Annotated in this window: 19 protein-coding genes; all 19 read right to left on the minus strand. The window is 70.0% G+C overall.

The genetic code is table 11. The annotated features are described in order from the left end of the window. Positions 1-420, minus strand: a 420-nt coding sequence (locus tag AUL35_RS22925) for a translation initiation factor IF-2 associated domain-containing protein (RefSeq protein WP_244493737.1), incomplete at its 3' end; no start/stop codon positions are given. 100 nt (positions 421-520) lie between these two features. After that, positions 521-1,207, minus strand: coding sequence for an RNA-binding protein (locus AUL35_RS10715; protein ID WP_280137333.1), 687 nt, complete (start codon positions 1,205-1,207; stop codon positions 521-523). Continuing rightward, complete coding sequence (gene nusA, locus AUL35_RS10720; protein ID WP_062014638.1) at positions 1,204-2,802, minus strand: transcription termination factor NusA; 1,599 nt, start codon at positions 2,800-2,802, stop codon at positions 1,204-1,206. Before nusA ends, AUL35_RS10715 begins: the two co-directional genes overlap by 4 nt. A gap of 103 nt (positions 2,803-2,905) precedes the next feature. Further along, on the minus strand, positions 2,906-3,541 hold the full coding sequence (gene rimP / locus AUL35_RS10725) for a ribosome maturation factor RimP (RefSeq protein WP_244493739.1): 636 nt from the start codon (positions 3,539-3,541) through the stop codon (positions 2,906-2,908). 194 nt (positions 3,542-3,735) lie between these two features. Beyond that, positions 3,736-4,449: a tRNA (guanosine(46)-N(7))-methyltransferase TrmB gene (locus AUL35_RS10730; protein WP_062014640.1), complete on the minus strand. Its 714-nt coding sequence runs from the start codon at positions 4,447-4,449 to the stop codon at positions 3,736-3,738. Next, on the minus strand, positions 4,439-5,647 hold the full coding sequence (gene metK, locus AUL35_RS10735; protein WP_062014642.1) for a methionine adenosyltransferase: 1,209 nt from the start codon (positions 5,645-5,647) through the stop codon (positions 4,439-4,441). The genes AUL35_RS10730 and metK overlap by 11 nt, the downstream gene beginning before the upstream one ends. Before the next feature lie 151 nt (positions 5,648-5,798). Beyond that, positions 5,799-6,230: a helix-turn-helix domain-containing protein gene (locus AUL35_RS10740; RefSeq protein WP_062014644.1), complete on the minus strand. Its 432-nt coding sequence runs from the start codon at positions 6,228-6,230 to the stop codon at positions 5,799-5,801. 181 nt (positions 6,231-6,411) lie between these two features. Further along, positions 6,412-7,989: an apolipoprotein N-acyltransferase gene (gene lnt, locus AUL35_RS10745; RefSeq protein ID WP_062014666.1), complete on the minus strand. Its 1,578-nt coding sequence runs from the start codon at positions 7,987-7,989 to the stop codon at positions 6,412-6,414. 125 nt (positions 7,990-8,114) lie between these two features. Next, positions 8,115-9,140 (minus strand): hemolysin family protein, encoded by a 1,026-nt coding sequence (locus AUL35_RS10750; protein WP_062014667.1) that lies wholly within the window; start codon positions 9,138-9,140, stop codon positions 8,115-8,117. Positions 9,141-9,167: 27 nt separating this feature from the next. Beyond that, positions 9,168-9,695, minus strand: coding sequence for an rRNA maturation RNase YbeY (gene ybeY, locus AUL35_RS10755; RefSeq protein WP_062014646.1), 528 nt, complete (start codon positions 9,693-9,695; stop codon positions 9,168-9,170). Then, positions 9,695-10,747 (minus strand): PhoH family protein, encoded by a 1,053-nt coding sequence (locus AUL35_RS10760; RefSeq protein WP_062014648.1) that lies wholly within the window; start codon positions 10,745-10,747, stop codon positions 9,695-9,697. Before AUL35_RS10760 ends, ybeY begins: the two co-directional genes overlap by 1 nt. Further along, on the minus strand, positions 10,744-12,171 hold the full coding sequence (gene miaB, locus AUL35_RS10765; protein WP_062014650.1) for a tRNA (N6-isopentenyl adenosine(37)-C2)-methylthiotransferase MiaB: 1,428 nt from the start codon (positions 12,169-12,171) through the stop codon (positions 10,744-10,746). The genes AUL35_RS10760 and miaB overlap by 4 nt, the downstream gene beginning before the upstream one ends. Positions 12,172-12,367: 196 nt before the next feature. Then, complete coding sequence (locus AUL35_RS10770; protein ID WP_374754491.1) at positions 12,368-13,189, minus strand: lysophospholipid acyltransferase family protein; 822 nt, start codon at positions 13,187-13,189, stop codon at positions 12,368-12,370. Continuing rightward, on the minus strand, positions 13,176-13,697 hold the full coding sequence (locus AUL35_RS10775; protein WP_062014652.1) for a GNAT family N-acetyltransferase: 522 nt from the start codon (positions 13,695-13,697) through the stop codon (positions 13,176-13,178). Before AUL35_RS10775 ends, AUL35_RS10770 begins: the two co-directional genes overlap by 14 nt. 77 nt (positions 13,698-13,774) lie before the next feature. Beyond that, positions 13,775-14,590 carry a tRNA (adenosine(37)-N6)-threonylcarbamoyltransferase complex dimerization subunit type 1 TsaB gene (gene tsaB / locus AUL35_RS10780; protein ID WP_082666259.1) on the minus strand — a complete coding sequence of 272 codons (816 nt, stop codon included), beginning with the start codon at positions 14,588-14,590 and terminating at the stop codon, positions 13,775-13,777. Continuing rightward, on the minus strand, positions 14,491-15,072 hold the full coding sequence (locus AUL35_RS10785) for a NifU family protein (protein ID WP_062014656.1): 582 nt from the start codon (positions 15,070-15,072) through the stop codon (positions 14,491-14,493). The genes tsaB and AUL35_RS10785 overlap by 100 nt, the downstream gene beginning before the upstream one ends. An 81-nt stretch (positions 15,073-15,153) precedes the next feature. Then, complete coding sequence (locus AUL35_RS10790; RefSeq protein WP_062014658.1) at positions 15,154-17,166, minus strand: bifunctional diguanylate cyclase/phosphodiesterase; 2,013 nt, start codon at positions 17,164-17,166, stop codon at positions 15,154-15,156. A 146-nt stretch (positions 17,167-17,312) separates the two neighbouring features. Further along, positions 17,313-17,804 carry a universal stress protein gene (locus AUL35_RS10795; protein WP_062014660.1) on the minus strand — a complete coding sequence of 164 codons (492 nt, stop codon included), beginning with the start codon at positions 17,802-17,804 and terminating at the stop codon, positions 17,313-17,315. Positions 17,805-17,844: 40 nt separating this feature from the next. Beyond that, on the minus strand, positions 17,845-18,976 hold a 1,132-nt coding region (gene trpS / locus AUL35_RS10800), incomplete at its 5' end, for a tryptophan--tRNA ligase (protein WP_374754492.1).

The following is an 18,976-nucleotide window of genomic DNA, read 5'->3' on the forward strand; positions in this document are numbered from 1 at the left end:
GGCCTCGACAACCGGGGCGGGCGCAGGCTCGGCCGGCGCCTTCGCCTCGGGTGCGGACACGGCGGGCGCCTCGGCGGCCGGCGTCGCAGCAGCTTCGGCGCGCTCGGGGATACGGTCCGCCGGCGGGGGCGCCTGCGGGTTCTCGGCAGCGCGCTGCAGGGCAGCCTGCTGGGCGGGCGTCAGCGTGGGACGAGGCGCGGCGGCCGCTGGCGCGGCCGGGGTCGGCGCAGGCTCCTTGGCGCCCTCGCCGGGCAGGGAGAACTTGCGCTTCTTGGTCTCGACGACGACGTTCTTCGTCCGCCCGTGCGAGAAGTTCTGGCGCACCGTGGACTGCGTCTGCGCACCACCCGGCTTCAGACTCAAGGTCTTCTTCGGGGTCACGCTCAGCGTCTTGTCGTCGCCGGATTTCGTATCGCTCATTACCGCTTCCGCTTCGCTCGCGCGAGGGAACACCCGTTCCTGTTTCGCGCCACTATCTGTGTCTAGAGCATTTCGCAACGCTCTCGTTTCGATCGCAGTCTCATGGGGCCGCCTCGTGAAGGTCCCGTTGGTCGTTCGCATCGTTCGATCCGGGGCTTTCGCCCCGGTAGGTCTGCAGCGCCTCGAGGCGCTTGAGCAGGGCCGAACCCGCGCTTCCGGTCAGGATGGCCGCGTGTACCACATTCCCGTCGCCCAAGGCCAAGCCCAATTCGTCCGTCCCCAGAAGGCGATAGATCGGAACCTCGCCTCCCTGCCCGGCCAGCATCGCCGCGTGGCGCGCCTGGCCGAGTTTTCGTATGCCGTCCTCGGCCGCCTCGCGGGCATGGAGGAGGCCGCTTGCCCCTCCCGTCCGCAGCGCGGCCTCGACCTTGGCCGAGCCCGTCACCACCTGCCCCGCCTTGCGGGCCATGGCGAGGGCGCCGACCGCCGAGCGCACCAGAAGCGCGTCCAACTCGTCGGCCAGGCGCTCCGTTCCCGTCAGGTCGGAGCGCAGCGCCCGCTGCAGCAGGCGGCGGCGCACCGCCTCCTCCACCACGCCGCGCCGCCCCTCGACATGGGCGCCCCGGCCGGGAAGCTTGCGCTTCAGGTCGGGGACCGCCTGACGATCGGGTCCGAGCACGAAGCGCACCAGCGCGTCGGGCTCCAACGACCGGCGCGAGACGATGCACATGCGACCGTTCATCGCCGCCTCGTCCAGGCCGTCGTCCTCGTCCGGCGCCGCGCTCAGGCCGCGGCCTCGTCTTCTTCCGACGCCTCGCCCTCGGCCTCGAGATCCTGCGCCTCGACCCAGCCGGCCGCCACGCGCGCCTGCATGATCATGCTCTCCGCATCCTGGCGGCTCACCTCGAAGCTCGACAGGGCGCCGGGGTAACGCTTGACCTCGCCGTCCTTGCGCTCGGTCCAGCCGACGAGATCGTCGGCCGCGCAGCCCGCGAAATCCTCGACCGTCTTGATGCCGTCCTCGCCGAGCGCGACCAGCATGGGCGTCGTCAGGCCCTCGATCGTGCGCAGCTCGTCGGCGACGCCCAGCTCGCGACGCTTGTCGTCGAACTCCGTCTCGCGCCGGTCGAGATACTCGCGCGCGCGGTTCTGGATCTCGCCCGCCGTGTCCTCGTCGAAGCCCTCGATCGAGGCGACTTCGGAGGCATCGACATAGGCGACCTCCTCGACGCTCGCGAAGCCTTCTGAGGCGAGGAGCTGGCCGACCATCTCGTCGACGTTCAGCGCGTTCATGAAGAGGTCCGAACGCTCGCTGAACTCCTTCTGGCGGCGCTGCGACTCCTCCTCCTCGGTGAGGATGTCGATGTCCCAGCCCGTCAGCTGCGAGGCGAGGCGCACGTTCTGGCCGCGTCGTCCGATCGCCAGACTCAACTGGTCATCCGGGACCACGACTTCAATGCGCTCGGCGTCCTCGTCGAGCACGACCTTGGCGACTTCCGCCGGCTGCAGAGCGTTGACGAGGAAGGATGCCGCATCCGGCGACCAGGGAATGATGTCGATCTTTTCGCCCTGGAGCTCGCCGACGACGGCCTGGACGCGCGAGCCGCGCATGCCGACGCAGGCACCCACCGGATCCACCGACGAGTCGCGGCTCACGACGGCGATCTTGGCGCGCGAGCCCGGATCGCGCGCGACCGCCTTGATCTCGATGATGCCGTCGTAGATCTCTGGCACTTCCATGGTGAAGAGCTTCGCCATGAACTGCGGATGGGTGCGCGACAGGAAGATCTGCGGCCCGCGCTGCTCGCGGCGCACGTCGTAGACGAAGGCGCGAACGCGGTCGCCGTAGCGGAAGAGCTCGCGCGGGATCTGCTCGTCGCGCCGGATGATGCCCTCGCCCTTGCCGAGATCCACGATCACGTTGCCGTACTCGACACGCTTCACCGTGCCGTTGACGATCTCGTTCACCCGGCCGATGAACTCCTCGTACTGCTTGTCGCGCTCGGCCTCGCGCACCTTCTGCACGATGACCTGCTTGGCCGACTGGGCGGCGATGCGGCCGAACTCCATGGGCGGCAGCTGCTCGGCGATGAAGTCGCCCGGCTCGGCGTCCGGGTTCTTGTCGCGCGCGAGCTCGAGGTAGATCTGCGTGTTCGGGTCCTCGACCTCCTCGACGACCTCGAGAAGACGCTGCAGGCGCATCTCGCCGGTCTTCTGGTTGATGTCGACCCGGATGTTGGTCTCCTGGCCGTAGCGCGAGCGGGCGGCCTTCTGGATGGCGTCCGCCATGGCCTCGATCACGATCTCGCGGTCGATCGACTTCTCGCGCGCCACCGCGTCCGCAATCTGCAGAAGCTCCAGCCGGTTCGCACTGACTGCCATGGGTTCGGTCTCCTCGCCGCCGCCGGCTCCACCGGTCGGCTCGTTCAGATGGATGCGCCCTCAGGAAGGGCGTCGGGGCGGACCGGGCGGTCCGCCGGAAAGATCAGTGGGACGCGTCCGCGTCCTCTGCCGCGTCGTCCTCGACCGCCTGGCCGCGGGCGCGGCGCGCCAGCTTGTCGGCCTTGAGCGAGGCCTGAATCAGCTCGTCCGTCAGGATCAGCCGCGCCTCGGCGACCGCGTCGAGCGGGATCTCCACGACGGCCTCCTCGTCGGCTGCGACGCCGTCGCGAGCCAGACGGATCGCGTCACCCTCCACGGCGGTGACACGCCCGCGAAAGCGCTTGCGCCCCGACAGGAGACGATTGGTCTCGAGCTTCAGGAGATGTCCCGCCCAGGCCGAGAAGTCGCCGCGCCGCACGAGCGGGCGGTCGATGCCGGGCGAGGAGACCTCGAGGTGGTAGGCGCGATCCATCGGATCGTCGACGTCGAGTACCGGCGAAAGCCCGCGCGAGATGGTCTCGCAGTCCTCGACGGTCATCGTGCCGTCGGGCCGCTCGGCCATGATCTGCAGCGTCGTGCCGTTCATCGCCGAAACGCGCACCCGCACGAGCCGGTAGCCGAGCTGCTCGATCACGGGCTCAACGACGGCGGCGACGCGCGCCTCGAGCCCCTGCTCCACGATGAGGCGCTTCTCGGGCGCGGTTTCGGCTGGAATGGCTTGCGCGGCGGTTTCGGTCACGGCGTCTCCCGGGTATCAGGAGCCCGGCGAATAGCGGCGCGGGCTCGGGCCGATGCGACCGCGGGGCTCGAAAACGGAGGCCCCTTAAAGAAAAAGAGCGGGACCGGCAGGACCCACTCTCACGATCGCATCGCAAAGAAGTTGCGTGTCATATACGCCCCCGCTCCCCGCTTGGCAAGGCGCGCCGCCACGGGTCAGAGGCGGCGGAAGGTGAGATAGGCGCCCTTTCGCCCCTCGCGATGCGCCTTCTGCTCGTAGCGCGTGCCGGGCCAGCCCTCGTAGGGCGTCAGCCAGTCGGCCTTGCCCCGCGCCTCCCAGGTGAAGTCCGGATGGTCGCGCAGATGCGTGAGCGTCCAGTCCACGTAGGTCTCGATATCGGAGGCGAAGCGGAACGGCGCGCCCGGCTTCATGACGCGGGCGAGCCGCCGGAGCGTGCGCTCGTTCACGAAGCGCCGCTTCCAGTGCTTCCGCTTGGGCCAGGGGTCCGGGTAGAAGAGGTCCACCCCGTCCAGCGAGCGGTCCGGCAACCAGTCGAGAAGAAGCGTGGCGTCGTCGTCGTAGAGGCGAAGGTTCGGCCGGGGCTCCGCTTCCAGCGCCACCAGCATCTTGGCCATGGAGTTGCGGAAGGGCTCGACCCCGATGAAGCCGCTGTCCGGGTGGCGTCCCGATTCCAGATGCAGGTGCTCGCCGCCCCCGAAGCCGATCTCCAGACGCACGCGAGCGACCGGCGCGGCAAAGAGCGCGCGAAGGTCGGCCGGCGGCGACACCTTCGGATCGAGCCCGAGCGCCGGCATCCGCTCGGCCAGGAGATCGGCCTGAAGCGGGCGCAGGGTCTTGCCGCGAGAGCGTCCGAAGAAGTTCTCGCGCGTGCGGACCCGGTCCGGATGCTGCGTGCGTTCAGGCGCCAAGGGCAGCCTTCAGCTTCGGTCCGAGGTCGGTGCGCTCCCAGGAGAAGGAGCCGTCGCGGCCAGGCTTGCGGCCGAAATGGCCGTAGGCCGAGGTGCGCGCGTAGATCGGGCGCGTCAGCTGCAGGTGCTCGCGAATGCCGCGGGGCGTGAGGTTCACGACCTCGCGCAGCGCCTTCTCGAGCTTGGCCTCCTCGACCGTGCCCGTGCCGTGCAGGTCGACATAGACCGACAGCGGCTCGGCGACGCCGATGGCGTAGGAGAGCTGGATCGTGCAACGGTCGGCGAGCTTGGCGGCGACCACGTTCTTGGCGAGGTAGCGCGCCGCATAGGCGGCCGAACGGTCGACCTTGGTCGGGTCCTTGCCGGAAAAGGCACCGCCGCCGTGGGGCGCCGCGCCGCCATAGGTGTCGACGATGATCTTGCGGCCCGTCAGGCCGGCGTCGCCGTCCGGCCCGCCGATCACGAACTTGCCGGTCGGGTTGACGTGCCAGACGCAGTCGGCCGCGATCGGCAATTCGCCCACGGCCTCGCGGATGAAGGGCTCGACGATGCGCCGCACGTCCTGGGAGGAGAGCGTCTCGTCGAAGTGCTGCGTGGACAGGACGATCGAGGCGATCTCGGCCGGCTTGCCGTCGCGATAGCGCACGGTGACCTGGCTTTTCGCGTCCGGCCCCAGCTTGCCGGCCTCCCCCTCGCCGCCGCGCCGGGCCGCCGAAAGGCGCTCCAGGATCTTGTGGGCGTAGAAGATCGGGGCGGGCATCAGCTCGGGCGTCTCGCGGCAGGCGTAGCCGAACATGATGCCCTGGTCGCCGGCGCCCTCGTCCTTGTTGCCGCTGGAATCGACGCCTTGCGCGATGTCGGCCGACTGGTCGTGCAGGAGAACGTCGATCTTGGCCGTGCGCCAGTGGAAGCCGTCCTGCTCGTAGCCGATCGCGCGCACGGCGCGCCGCGCGGCGGACTTGACCTTGGACTTCATCTTGGCCGGATCGATCGAGCAGCGGATCTCGCCCGCGATCACGATGCGGTTCGTGGTCGCCAGCGTCTCGCAGGCGACGCGCACGCGCGAGGCGTCCATGCCGCTTTTCTTGGCTTCCTTGTAGAGCAGATCCACGATCTCGTCGGAGATGCGGTCGCAGACCTTATCGGGATGTCCCTCGGAAACGCTCTCGGAGGTGAAGAGGTAGTCGCTGCGTGCCATTGTGGTGGTGTGGTCCCCTGTGGGCCGGACATGGGAAGTCCCTGGCTCACACGTCAAGGGAGCGACGCGCGGCGCGGACACCCCGAAACCTGCGGCTCATGGGGTTAGGAGAGGTTGCGCCACCGCGCAAGGAAAAACTCGGCGCGGCCGGTCAGGGGGTCGCGGCCGTATCGTCGTCCCCGTCGGCGTCGGCGAGCGAGCGGATGAGGTCGAGAAGGCGACGGCGGATCTTGGGGTTCCTGATCCGCGAGAAGGCACGGGTGAGTTGCATGCCCTCGCTCGTGGAGAGCATGTCGACGATATAGTCCGCATTCGGCTCGCGCAGCCCGACCGCCTTATCCTCCTCGCCCGGCGCGCCCTCGAAGAAGTAGGACACCGAGGCGTTCAGCACCTCGGCGATCTTCTGGAGCCGGCTCGCCCCGATGCGGTTCGTCCCCTTCTCGTATTTCTGGATCTGCTGGAAGGTGATGCCGAGATGCTCGCCGAGCTTCTCCTGGCTCATGCCGGTCATGGTTCGGCGCAGGCGCACTCTCGCGCCGACATGCACATCGATCGGGTTGGGCTGTTTCTTGTTGACGACCATCGACCCCTTCGGTGCCCCTCCGGCCGAAGCCGCTCGCAACGCAGACCCACCCCGCGAATCATCGCCCCCGCGGAATGTCGTATAGCCTACATTTTATAGACGATTGGGGTATGCAAGGTCCCGCCCCCCGTCAATCGCTTTGCCGAGGAAGCCGCGCCGGACGAGCTATCGCGCCGGGGCGTCAGGCGCCTTCGCGCGAGCGACGCCGGGCCGCAAGGAGGGCCGTCGCGGCGGCGAGCCCCCACAGGATGCCGAAGGGAATGTTGCGCAGCTGCGCGAAGACGGTTTCCCGCCCGGCTCCCGGAAGCGCTGCATCCACCGTGCCGCCCTCGCCGAGCGCGAGGCCCGCCTGGGGCCGTCCCTCGGCGTCGGTGACGACGGAGATGCCGGTGTTGGCGGCGCGCACCAGCGGCAGGCCCAGCGAGACGGCCGTCAGCACGGCCTGCCGCTGGTGCTGGTAGGGACCGGGGGTCAGGCCGTACCAGGCGTCGTTGGTCACGTTCAGGATGAAGCCCGGACGCTCACCCTCGGGAAAGGGCACGAGCTCGTCCTGGAAGATTGCCTCGTAGCAGATCACCGGCAGGAAGCCGGGCACGCCCTCGAGCTCCACGATCCGCCGCCGCGCCCCGGCCGAGAAGCCGCCCGGCAGCTTGGTGACCTGCGAGACGCCCCAGCTCTCCAGAAGCGCCTGGAAGGGCAGGTACTCGCCGAAGGGCACGAGATGGATCTTGTCGGCGGCGTCCTCCACCACGCCGTCCTCACCGATCGCGTAGATCGAGTTGTAGAAGCGCGGCGGCTCGCCAGTCCCCTCCTCAACCCGCGTCGCGCCGGCCAGAAGCGTGTCGCCGGGGCGCAGCGTCTGCGCCAGCGCGCCGACCGCATCGGGACGGTCGGTCAGGATGAAGGGAAAGGAGGACTCCGGCCAGATCACGAGGCGGCGCGGCGCGGCCGGCGTGCTGTCGGCGGCGGGCGCGTCGGTCAGTTCCAGAAGGCGCGAGAAGATGCGCTCGGCCTCGGCCGGGTCCCACTTCTGGCCCTGAAGGACGTTGGGCTGCACGATGCGCAGGGCGACGCCCTCTACGGGGGGTGCGGGCGGCGCGGCCAGACGCCAGGCGCCAAAGGCGAGTTGCGCGGCCACGAGCGCGAGCCCGAGCGCCACCGCCGCGCTGCGCCCGCCCCGACGGCCGACGACGATCGCGGGCAGCGAGAAGACGAAGACGGCAAGAAGCGTCATCGCGTGCAGCCCGAACAGCGTCAGGACCTGCATCAGAAGCGGAACCGGCACGGCCATGACGCCGATCTCGTTCCAGGAAAAGCCGGTGAAGAGCATGCCGCGCGCGAACTCGGCCCCGGAGAGGCCGGCGGCGAGCGCCAAGAGGCGCCAGGGTCCGCCGCTCCATGCGAGGCGCGCCAGCATGCAGCCGAGCCCGTGATAGATCGCAAGGATCGCCGGCAGGCCCAGAACGGCGAAGGGCAGCGCCCACGCGAATTCCGGCCCGTCGACCAGCAGCGCGGAGCCAAGCCACCAGAGGCCGCCCACGAAATAGCCGAAGCCGAAGCACCAGCCGATGCGGAAGGCCGGAAAGGCGCGGCGAAGCGCCGAGCGCCCCGGCTCGCCGCTCGCGCCGTCGATCAGCCAGACGAGAACGGGAAAGCTCAGGAAGCCGACGGCGGGGATGTTGAAGGGCGCCAGCGCCAGCGTGGCGACGAGACCGGCTAGAAACGCGAGCAGCGCCCGGCGCCATCCCGACAGGAGCATGATCCGTCCGGCCAGCCGTTCCAACGCATTCTCCGAAGTCCGAGGTCACCCCGCCGGCCGCCCTCCCCCGGGCGGCCGCTTGAGGGCGATAGCGCGCGCAGCTTGCCCCGGCCCGGCGAAGCGGTTCAGTCCGGGGCGTGGACGGCGGGGGCTTCGCGAACGCGCACGAGACGCACGCGCTTCACGCGGCGCCGGTCGGCCTCCAGAACCTCGATCTGGAAGCCGGGCACCGCCTCGGCGACCTCGCCCTCGGCCGGCACGCGGCCCAGCGCGTTGACGACGAGGCCGCCGATCGTGTCGGCGTCGTCCTCGTGGGCGCTGGGATCGAAGTCGTCGCCCAGGACCTCGCGCACCTCGTCGAGATCGGCCCGCGCGTCGGCGTAATACACGTCGTCGCCCGCGTCGGTGACGAGGATCTCCTCGTCGTCGTGCTCGTCCTCGATGTCGCCGACGACCATCTCGAGGATGTCCTCGAGCGAGACGAGACCGTCCGTCCCGCCGTACTCGTCGATCACGAGGGCCATCTGGATGTGGCTCGCCTGCATGCGCGCCATGAGTTCGGCCGCGTGCATGGAGGGAGGCACGAAGAGGACCTGGCGCATGAGGCCAAGGTCCTTCAGCGTCGGCTCGAGATCGACGCGCGACAGGTCGAAGCCCGAGCGCACCGGCGCGTCCTCGCCCGCGCCCTCGCGGTGGAAGCAGAGCGCGGCGCGGGTGATATGCCCGACCATGTCGCGGATGTGGATCATGCCGAGCAGGTCGTCGAGGCCGCCCTCGCCATAGACCGGCATGCGCGAATGGCCCGTCTCCTCGAAGCGCGCCATGGTCTCGGCGAGCGTGGCGCTGACCGGGATGCCCTGGATCTCGGTGCGCGGCACCATGAGATCCTCCACCCGCACGTCGTGAAGTTCGAGGATGTTGGTGAGCATGAGGCGCTCGCCGGCCGTGAAGCCGGTCTCGCCCGCCTCACCCTCGCGCAGCGCCTCCACGAACTCCTCGCGGAGCGAGGGGGGCACGCGCGGGCGAAGAAAGGCGACAAGGGAGTCGAAGAAGCCGGGCTCGGGCGCCCGCGCGCGACGACTTCGGCCTTCCGTTTCCGGGGGCGAGCGGTCGGCGCTCCCTGCCCCCTCGTGTCCGTCGTTGATGGTCATGACGTTCATGTTCCGTCGATCGATCCGTTATTCAACTGTCTCGGCATAGGGGTCGGATATTCCGAGCCCCCGAAGGATCTCGATCTCGAGAGCCTCCATGCGTTCCGCCTCCTCGTCGGTTTCGTGGTCGAAGCCCGCAAGATGCAGCGTGCCGTGAACGAGAAGATGACGGAAGTGGTCGAGCGCGGTCTTGCGTTCGACGGTGGCCTCGCGCTCCAGCGTCTCGCGCGCGAGCACGAGGTCGCCAAGGAGCGGCCCCAGGCTGTCGCCCGGGGCGAGTTGCACCATCGGGAAGCTCAGGATGTTGGTCGGCTTGTCCTTGCCGCGCCACTCGCGGTTGAGCTCGCGCACGGCCGCATCCTCGGCAAGCGTCACCGACACCTCGGTCCGCGCCGCTGCATGGCCCGCCCCGGCGAGCGCCGCGAGAATCGCCTCGCGCACGCAGGTCTCGGGATCGGCCGGTGAGAGAAGCGCGCGCCAGGCGGGATCGTCCGCCCCGTCGAGAACGATGTCGACGCCGTTCGGCGCCGCTTCGGCAGGGGCCGCCGCGCCCATCAGGCCGAGCGCGGGTTGCGGCCGAGCGGCGCGGACACGCGCTGGTCCGAGGCGTCGGCCTCGTAGGCCTCGACGATCGCCTGGACGAGGTGGTGGCGCACGACGTCGACGGCGGCGAAGCGCACCGACACGATGTTCTCGACGCCCTCCAGAACGCGCAGCGCCTCGACGAGACCGGACTTCTGTCCCGCCGGAAGGTCGATCTGCGAGGGGTCGCCCGTCACGATCATGCGCGCGTTCTCGCCCAGGCGCGTCAGGAACATCTTCATCTGCATGGTGGTGGTGTTCTGGGCCTCGTCCAGGATCACCGCCGCGTTGGTGAGCGTGCGCCCGCGCATGAAGGCGAGGGGCGCGATCTCGATCGCCTGCGCCGCGATGGCGCGCTCGACCTTCTCGGCCGGCATCATGTCGTAGAGCGCGTCGTAGAGGGGACGAAGGTAGGGGTCGACCTTCTCCTTCATGTCGCCCGGCAGGAAGCCCAGCCGCTCGCCGGCCTCGACGGCGGGACGCGACAGGATGATGCGCTCGACCTGCCCCCGCTCCAGGAGCTGCGCGGCGTAGGCGACGGCGAGGTAGGTCTTGCCGGTGCCCGCCGGTCCGACGCCGAAGACGAGCTCGGCCCGCTCCATGGCGCGCATGTAGGCGTCCTGGGTGGGCGTGCGGGCATGGATCGTGCGCTTGCGCGTCGAGATCTGCGCGAGCGACATGCGCCCTTTCCGCTCCATGGTGGGGAGCGTCAGCTGGTCCTCCGGGGTCGCGGCCATGCGCACCGCCCCTTCCACGTCGGAGCGGGCGATCTCGTGGCCGGACTGGAGCCGGGCGTAGAGCGTGTCGAGCGCGCGCCGGGCCTGGTCGCAGCTCGTCGGGTCGCCCCGCAGCTCGACCTTGTTGCCGCGCGCGCGCGCATCGACATGGAGCTTCTGCTCGATCAGGGCGAGGTGCTCGTCGAACTGGCCGAACAGGGCCCCCGCCAGACGGTTGTCGTCGAAGGTGAGCACGACGTGGGCCATGTCGGACGCGCCCTGGCCTGGCATGCCGCGCACTGCCTTCATGCGATCTTCCTTGCGAGCGGTGGGGTGGACGCCGCCCGGTGAGCGGTCGCCGGCATGGCGGGCGGCTCGGCGCCCGCGGCCATGAGGGAGTTGGGACGGGTCTCGGAGATCGTGACCTCGACGATGTCGCCGACAGCGCCGGCCGTGGCGGGCACGACGACCGGAAGAAGGAAGGGCGAGCGGCCGATCATCTGACCGGGGTGCCGCCCGGGCTTCTCGATCAGCACCTCGCAAGTCCGCCCGACGAAGCTCTCCTGGAAGGCGATCTGCTGCTCGCGGATCAAGGCCTGCAGCCGGTCGAGGCGCTCGGTCTTCACATCCTCCGGGACGTGGCCGTCCATCGCGGCGCCCGGCGTTCCGGGCCGCGGCGAGTACTTGAACGTGTAGGCCGCGGCGTAGCCGACCTCGCGCACGAGCGCGAGCGTCGCCTCGAAGTCCTCGTCGCTCTCGCCGGGAAAGCCCACGATGAAGTCGCCGGACAAGGCGATGTCGGGGCGAACGGCACGGATGCGGTCCAGGATGGCGAGATAGTCTGCCGCCGTATGGCGCCGGTTCATCGCCTTCAGAATGCGATCGGAGCCCGACTGCACGGGCAGGTGCAGATAGGGCATGAGCTGGCGCAGCTCGCCATGGGCGCGGATCAGCGCCTCGTCCATGTCGAGCGGGTGCGAGGTCGTGTAGCGCAGGCGCGCCAGTCCCGGGATCGCGGCAAGGTCATGAAGCAGCGAGGCGAGACCGCCCTCGCCCGGTCCCCACGCGTTGACGTTCTGCCCGAGCAGCGTCACCTCGCGAACGCCCGCCTCGGCGAGTTCGCGCGCCTCCTTCAGGATGGCGGCTCGCGGGCGCGAGACCTCGGAGCCGCGCGTATAGGGCACGACGCAGAAGGTGCAGAACTTGTCGCAGCCCTCCTGCACGGTCAGGAAGGCGGAGACGCCGCGCGAGCGGATCTGCCGGTCGTTGGACTTCGGCAGGTGGTCGAACTTGCTGTCGACCGCATAGTCGGTATCGACCACGCGCTCTCCACCGTCGACGCGCCGCAGCGCCGCCGGCAGGCGATGGTAGGTCTGCGGGCCGATCACGAGATCGACCACCGGCGCGCGGGCGATGATCTCGGCCCCTTCCGCCTGCGCGACGCAGCCGGTGATGCCGACACGCAGGGAGCCGAGCCCCGCCGCCTCGCGCTCGGCCTTCATGACGCGGATGCGCCCGAGCTCGGAATAGATCTTCTCGGCCGCCTTCTCGCGGATGTGGCAGGTGTTCAGGAGAACGAGGTCCGCCTCCTCGACGCGCTCGGTCGACTCGTAGCCTTCAGCGCCCAGCGCATCGCCCATGCGCTGGGAGTCGTAGACGTTCATCTGGCAGCCATAGGTCTTGATGAAGACCTTTCGGGCGGGGCGGGTCTGCGGATCGGAACCTTGGCTCATGCGTCCTTCGCGGAGGCGGCGGGTGGACCGGCTCCGTCATGGCGGGCAAACATCGAGGCGGCGCCCGCAATCCGCGCCCGGCACCTTCCCTCCGGCACGAAGCCGGGGCGCGCGGAAGGCCCCTTCGCATTCCCTTATATCGATCCGGGCGGCCCAAGGCGCAAGCGGGCTTTTTGCCGCCAGCAATTGGCATCCCTCACAGCGGATCGCGCAGCGCCCCGACGAGAAGCTCGCGCACGCGCCGCTCGCTCAGGCGCGCCAGCGCCTTGCGGTCGGTGCCGGCCGTGAAGCCGAGGGGCTCGCCGAACACGACCTCGGCGTCGAAGGCCGCCTCGCGCATGAAATCCGGCAGGTGGGGAACCAGCGGCACGTCGCCCGGCCAGGCGGCGAGCGGGCGGTGGAACAGGCCCATCGGCATGCCATGGATGCGCGTCCAGGCCACCGCGACGGGCTGGACCGTGACCTCCGCGCGCCCGCTCGCGCGCAGCGAGGCCTGCGCCGCGCCGAACAGGGCCGTGCGGAAGGGCAGGACGCCGTTGCCGTCCGAGGTCGTGCCTTCCGCAAACAGCACCATGACGTCGCCCGATGCCAGCCGCTCGCCGATCGTGTCGGTCTGCCGCCCGGTCTCGCCGCGCCGCTCGCGCGCGACGAACACGGTGCGCTGGAGGCGCGCGAGCCAGCCGAAGGCCGGCCAGCTCCGCACCTCCTCCTTGGCGATGAAGGAGAGCGGCATGGCGGCGCCGAGCGCGACGATGTCGGCCCAGGACTGGTGGTTGCTGACCAGAAGAAGCGGGCGTCCCGTGGCCGGCGCGCCGCGCACCCGCACGCGGATGCCGCTGATGCGCGAGGCGACGAGATGCCAGACATGCGGCAGGCGCCGGGCGAGCGGCCAGCGCAGTCGGATGGCCACGAGTTGCAGCGGCAACAGCGCCAGCGTCAGGAGCACGAGGCCCAGCACCGTCAGGACGAGACGGCCCGTGGCGATCCAGCCCGGCGCCCGCGTCTCAGAGACGGCCAAGACCACGCTTCAGCACGAGCGCGCTGGTGCGCGTTCCGTCGGGCCCGGCATAGTAGGCGGGCCGGCGGCCCACCTCCTCGAAGCGCAGCCGACGATACAGCGCGAGCGCCGCCGCGTTGGTTTCCTCGACCTCGAGGAACAGGGCGGCGACGCGCTCGGCGTGCAGGTGCTGGAGGACGTTGTCCATGAGGAGCCGGCCGAGCCCGCGCCCGCGCGCCGCCGGGTCCACGGCGATGGTCAGGATCTCCGCCTCGTCGGCGGCCTGGCGCGCGAGCACGATGCCCTGGGGCCGGCCGGTGCCGTTGCGCCGGACCGTGTAGCCGAACGTTCCTGGCTGCAGCAGGAGCGAGGCGAACTCGTCGCCCGACCAGCTCTGCCGGAAGGCGACCGCATGCAGCGAGGCGGCGGCGTCGAGATCGGCGGGGCCGAGCGGGGCCACGGTCCATTCCGCGCCCAGCACTCCCTCCCAAAACGACAGCGTCCAGCTGAGCGGCCAGTACCAGTACATTTCGATCCCCCGTTGAGGCGGGAGGGCCGATTCTCCGGCCTGCCGCATCCCCCACACGCCAGTGTGCTCGGGGCAGCTTAAGGCGAGGTTGCGGCGCTGACCACCAGCGAGGGTGCGCCGGAGGGCCGCGCGTCGGCGCCGCGCAGGTAGAGCGCCCGCACCTCGCCCCCCGGCACGGCCATGGCGGCCAGCCGCGCCACCGCGGCGATGTCGGGCGCGCCGTCGCTGGAGGCGATTCGGGTCTCGCGTTCCCCGAGGATGTCCTGCGCGATCGCGGCACCCGAGCCCGCCAGGACCAGCGGCCACTCCGAAGCGGGGCGGACGAAGTCCGCCAGCGCCTCCGGCGCTATCGCCTCGGGGCCGGCGAGCATCCCGCCGCCGGGCGCAAAGAGCGCCGCGTAGACCTCGCCGCGCTTGGCGTCCTGCACGGCGAGAACCGGCGACGCGGTGCCCCGATGCGGCTCGGCCAAAGCCTCCAGCGACGAGATGCCCACGAGAGGGCAGCCGAGCGACAGGCGCAAGCCGTGGGCGGCGGCGAGCGCCACGCGGATGCCCGTGAAGGAGCCCGGACCGATCCCGACGCCGATCCGGCCGACCGCGTTCCAGCCGGCGCCGGCCTCGGCCAGCACCTCCTCGACGAGCGGCATGAGGCGCTCGGCGTGACCTCGCCCGATCACCGGGTCGGCGCGGGCGAGAACCTCGCGTGTCTCGGGATCGAGAAGGGCGACGGAACAGCGCTCGCTGCCCGTGTCGAGGGCTAGAACGAGGCCGCCGGCGGGCAGCCAAGCGCCGGTCAGGCGGCCTCCATCGCCTCGACGGCCTCGACCTCGGGCACGAAGTGGCGCAGGAGGTTCTCGATGCCGTGCTTGAGCGTGGCGGTCGAGGACGGGCATCCCGCGCAGGAGCCCCGCATGTTCAGGAACACCACGCCGTCACGGAAGCCCCGGAAGGTGATGTCGCCGCCGTCCTGCGCGACGGCGGGACGCACGCGCGTGTCGAGAAGCTCCTTGATCGTCGAGACCAAGGCCTCGTCGTTCTGGTCGAAGAACTCCTCGCCCGAATCCGCGTCCGCGCCGGCGCCCGTGCTGCCGGCCATCATCACCGGCTCGCCCGACAGGAAATGCTCCATGATCGCGGCGAGGATCGCGGGCTTCAGGTGCTGCCAGCCGGTCTCGTCCTTGGTGACGGTGACGAAGTCGTAGCCGAAGAAGACGGCGGTGACGCCGTCCACCGCCATCAGCTTGGCGGCAAGGCGCGAGCGGCGCGAGGCGTCGTCGATGTCGAGGAACTCGGCGGTTCCCTCCTCCAGGACGACACGGCCCGGCAGGAACTTCAGCGTCTGCGGATTCGGGGTGACTTCGGTCTGGATGAACATGGGACGACGGGCCTCGCGGCAATGCCTCGGAAGCCCTTGAGATAAGCGTCCGGCCGCCGGGCCGCAAGCATGGCGCGTCCGTCAGGCCGCGCCGCGCTCCCGCGTCCAGGCGCCGTCGCGTGCCTCGAAGGCGGGGCGACCGAGGAGATAGCCCTGCACCGCGCGACAGCCGAGGTCGCGCAGGAGCGCGAGCTGCTCCTGCGTCTCGACGCCCTCGCCGAGCGTCTCGATGCCGATGTCGCGCCCGAGCTGCGTGACGGCGCGCAGCACCGCCAGCGAGTTCGGGTCGCTGGAGGCCGAGGACACGAAGGAGCGGTCTATCTTGATGCGGTCGAGCGGAAGGTCCCGCAGGTGGGCGAGCGAGGAGTAGCCGGTGCCGAAATCGTCCATGGCGACGCGCACGCCGAGCGTGCGGAGCCCGGACAGGACATGGCCGACCTGCGCGGCGTTGGCGACGATCGCGGTCTCGGTGAGCTCGATCTCGAGCCGGTGCGCGGGCAGGCCGGAGGCCGCGAGCGCGCCCACGACATGGGCCATGAGCCGCGGTGAAGACAGCTGCACGGCCGAGACGTTCACGGCCACGAACTGGTCGGTTCCCCAGGCCACGGCGTCCTTGCAGGCCCGGCTGAGAACGAAGGCGCCGAGATCGACGATCATCCCGTTGGCCTCGGCGAGCGGAATGAAGCGGTCGGGCGGCACGAGGCCGCGCTCGGGGTCGTTCCAGCGCACGAGGGCCTCGAAGCCGATGGTGCGGCCCTCGTCGATCGCGACGATCGGCTGGTAGGCGACCTGGAAGTTTCCGGTCTCCAGCGCGAGGCGCAGATCGGTTTCGAGGCGGCGCGCCTCGGCGGCGGCCTCCGCCATGCCCGGCCTGTAGCTGAAGGCACGCCCCCGCCCGCCGCGCTTGGCCTCGTACAGGGCGACGTCCGCCATCTGCATCAGCGATTCGGGATCCTGCGCCTCGGAACGCCCGCACGATCCGATGGAGCCGCTGGAGACGACGACATGGTCGCCGAGCAGGAAGGGCTCGGCCATCGCCTCGACGAGGGCCTTGGAGCCCGCCTCGGTCGTCGCGCCCTCGCCCTCGATCAGGACGGCGAGCTCGTCGCCGCCGATTCGCGCGACGCAGATCGCATCGGGAAGGGCGTCGTGGATGCGCTCGGCGATCGAGACCAGAAGACCATCACCGGTTGCATGACCGAACGTGTCGTTCACCGACTTGAAGTGGTCGACGTCCACGAGGAGCAACGAAAACGATAGGTCCGACGCGAATTTCTCGACGATTCGCTCCTGAAGCGCGCGGCGATTTGCGAGCCCCGTGAGCGGATCGTGGAAGGCCATCTGGCGCAGCTTCTCGTTCGAGTCGGCGCGCGTGCGGTCGTCGATCACGAAGGACGACACCCCGGTGCCCACAATGATCAGTCCGACGAGAAGCACGGCGAGCGCGATGGCGCGGAAGGCCGAGTGCGTGCCGTCGTCGGCCAGCCCCGAGATGCGCGTCACCTGGAACGCCGCCATGCCGGTGAAGTGCAGGCCGACGATGGAGAGGACGAGGCAAAGCGCGGCGGCATGGGCCCACGCGCCCCGGCGCCAGTGCCGCGCGAGCGCGACGAAGGCGATGGCCGGCACGACGGCGAGCACCACCGACAAGCCGATATAGAACCCGCTCCAACTCACCAGGCCTTCGACGCGGTAGGCGAACATGCCGACATAATGCATGGCGACGATCGAGAGGCCGAGAAGTCCGCCGCCGACGACGATGCCGGTGCGCGACCGTTGGCGAGAGCGCCCCATCGCGAAGCCGGCACCCGTTCCCCCGATCGCCACCAGGATCGAGCCCAGCGTCAGGACCGGGTCGAAGGTCACGGCGACCGGCACCCGGTAGCCCAGCATGGCGATGAAATGGGTCACCCAGATCGCCGAGCCGGAACAGACCGCCGTGAGAAACACCCAGCCGTGGCTGCGCAGCCCCTCCGTCTGGAGCGAGCGGCGAAAGAGGCTCGCGGTCACGACGCTTCCCACGAGGCACATGAGCGCGGCGAGAAGGACGAAGGTCAGATCGTGCTCGATGACGAGGCAATCGATGATGCGCATGGAGGATCCGGCGACAGGAGTTGCCGTCACCTTAGGCAAGCAATCCTCAACAAGCCGACAATAGAAACAAGACGATTATCTCGCGCACGACACACCAATAGCGTGTCACAGGATGTCGCACCCGCGGCGTTACTTGCGCCGCGTGGTCAGCAGAGGCTTTCGATATCCTCGTCGGTCAGCGTCGCGGGAACGACGGTGACGGGGATCGGAAAGGCCGAGCCGGATCCGGCGACTGCCGAGACGAGGGGACCGGGGCCCTGCGTGGAGTCGCTTGCCGCCAGAACGAGGATCGCGATCTCGCGGTCGGCCTCGATGAGGTCGCGGATCTCGTCGACGGTGCGGCCCTCGCGCACGAGCGTCTCGGGCTCGATGCCCACGGCCTCGCGGATCTCGTCGGTGACGCGGGCGAGCCGCGTTTCGGCCTCCTCGGTCGCCTCGGCCCGCATGATCTTCTCGACGCCCAGCCATTGGCCGAACTCGCCCGGATCGATCACGTAGAGCAGGACGGCGGCGCCGCCGCTCGCCTTGGCGCGGCGGGCGGCATAGGCCGCCGCCCGGCCGCATTCGGGCGTTTCGTCGATGACGGCGAGAAACTTGCGCCGTCCGCCCTGCCCCGTTCCGAGTCGCTTGGATACCATCGGCAAACCTTCGCAGGCAGGGATCGGGGCGGCAAGCCGCTCAGTTGTTGAGGAGACCGACGATCCGCTTCACGTCGGCAAGCGTCACGCTCGCGATCGCGCGGGCCCGCTCAGCGCCGTCCCGCAGCGTGCGGTCGATCTCGGCCGGGTCGGCCATGATGCGCCGCATCTCGCCGGCGATCGGCCCGAGCTTCTCGACCGCCAGGTCGGCCAGCGCGGGCTTGAACTCCGAGAAGGGCCGCCCGCCGTACTCCGCGAGAACCGCAGCCTTCGGCCGGTCGGAGAGCGCGGCGAAGATGCCGACGAGGTTGTCGGCCTCCGGCCTGCCCTTCAGGCCCTCGACCTCGGACGGCAGCGCGTCGGGATCGGTCTTGGCCTTGCGGATCTTGCGCGCGATCGTCTCGGGGTCGTCGGTGAGGTTGATGCGCGACAGGTCGGACGGGTCCGACTTCGACATCTTCTTGGCGCCGTCCTTGAGGCTCATGACGCGCGTCGCCGGGCCTTCGATGAGAGGCTCGGCGAGCGGGAAGTAGCCCTGAACCACCTCCTCGCCCATGCTGATCGGGCGTCCCAGGCCGAGCGCCTCGACCCGGGCCGAATAGTCGTGGTTGAACTTCGCGGCGATGTCGCGCGTCAGCTCGATATGCTGCTTCTGGTCCTCGCCGACCGGCACCAGCGTCGCGCGGTAGGCGAGGATGTCGGCGGCCATGAGGCTGGGATAGGCGAAGAGGCCGAGCGAGGCGCGCTCGCGGTCGCGGCCGGCCTTCTCCTTGAACTGCGTCATGCGCTCCATCCAGCCGAGGCGCGCCACGCAGTTGAAGATCCAGGCCAGTTCCGCGTGCTCGGGAACGCGGCTCTGGTTGAAGAGGACATGGGCCTTCGTGTCGATGCCGCTCGCGATGAAGGCGGCCGCGACCTCGCGGATCGAGCGCTCCAGGTCCTCGGGTTCCTGCCAGACCGTGATGGCATGGAGGTCCACCACGCAGAACAGGCAGCGATTGGCCTCCTGCAGCGCGACCCAGCGCCGGATCGCGCCGAGATAGTTGCCAAGGTGCAGGTTGCCGGTGGGCTGGACGCCCGAGAATACCAGCGGCGGAAAGCTGTCTGTCATGGATCGGCTCCGGGATGACGCCGGTTGGACGGGCGTCGGCGGGCGCTTATGGCGTGCGCCC

The organism is Aureimonas sp. AU4, assembly GCF_001463765.1.
Lineage (GTDB): Bacteria > Pseudomonadota > Alphaproteobacteria > Rhizobiales > Rhizobiaceae > Aureimonas.

Bases quoted from the DNA above. Each gene is read 5' to 3' on its own strand.
- nusA (WP_062014638.1), bottom strand. From the start codon at position 2,802: ATGGCAGTCAGTGCGAACCGGCTGGAGCTTCTGCAGATTGCGGACGCG.
- metK (WP_062014642.1), bottom strand. From the start codon at position 5,647: ATGGCACGCAGCGACTACCTCTTCACCTCCGAGAGCGTTTCCGAGGGA.
- AUL35_RS10740 (WP_062014644.1), bottom strand. From the start codon at position 6,230: ATGGTCGTCAACAAGAAACAGCCCAACCCGATCGATGTGCATGTCGGC.
- lnt (WP_062014666.1), bottom strand. From the start codon at position 7,989: ATGCTCCTGTCGGGATGGCGCCGGGCGCTGCTCGCGTTTCTAGCCGGT.
- AUL35_RS10750 (WP_062014667.1), bottom strand. From the start codon at position 9,140: ATGACCATCAACGACGGACACGAGGGGGCAGGGAGCGCCGACCGCTCG.
- ybeY (WP_062014646.1), bottom strand. From the start codon at position 9,695: ATGGGCGCGGCGGCCCCTGCCGAAGCGGCGCCGAACGGCGTCGACATC.
- AUL35_RS10760 (WP_062014648.1), bottom strand. From the start codon at position 10,747: ATGAAGGCAGTGCGCGGCATGCCAGGCCAGGGCGCGTCCGACATGGCC.
- miaB (WP_062014650.1), bottom strand. From the start codon at position 12,171: ATGAGCCAAGGTTCCGATCCGCAGACCCGCCCCGCCCGAAAGGTCTTC.
- AUL35_RS10775 (WP_062014652.1), bottom strand. From the start codon at position 13,697: ATGTACTGGTACTGGCCGCTCAGCTGGACGCTGTCGTTTTGGGAGGGA.
- tsaB (WP_082666259.1), bottom strand. From the start codon at position 14,590: ATGCCCGTCCTCGACCGCCACGCTCAAGCACGGCATCGAGAACCTCCT.
- AUL35_RS10785 (WP_062014656.1), bottom strand. From the start codon at position 15,072: ATGTTCATCCAGACCGAAGTCACCCCGAATCCGCAGACGCTGAAGTTC.
- AUL35_RS10790 (WP_062014658.1), bottom strand. From the start codon at position 17,166: ATGCGCATCATCGATTGCCTCGTCATCGAGCACGATCTGACCTTCGTC.
- AUL35_RS10795 (WP_062014660.1), bottom strand. From the start codon at position 17,804: ATGGTATCCAAGCGACTCGGAACGGGGCAGGGCGGACGGCGCAAGTTT.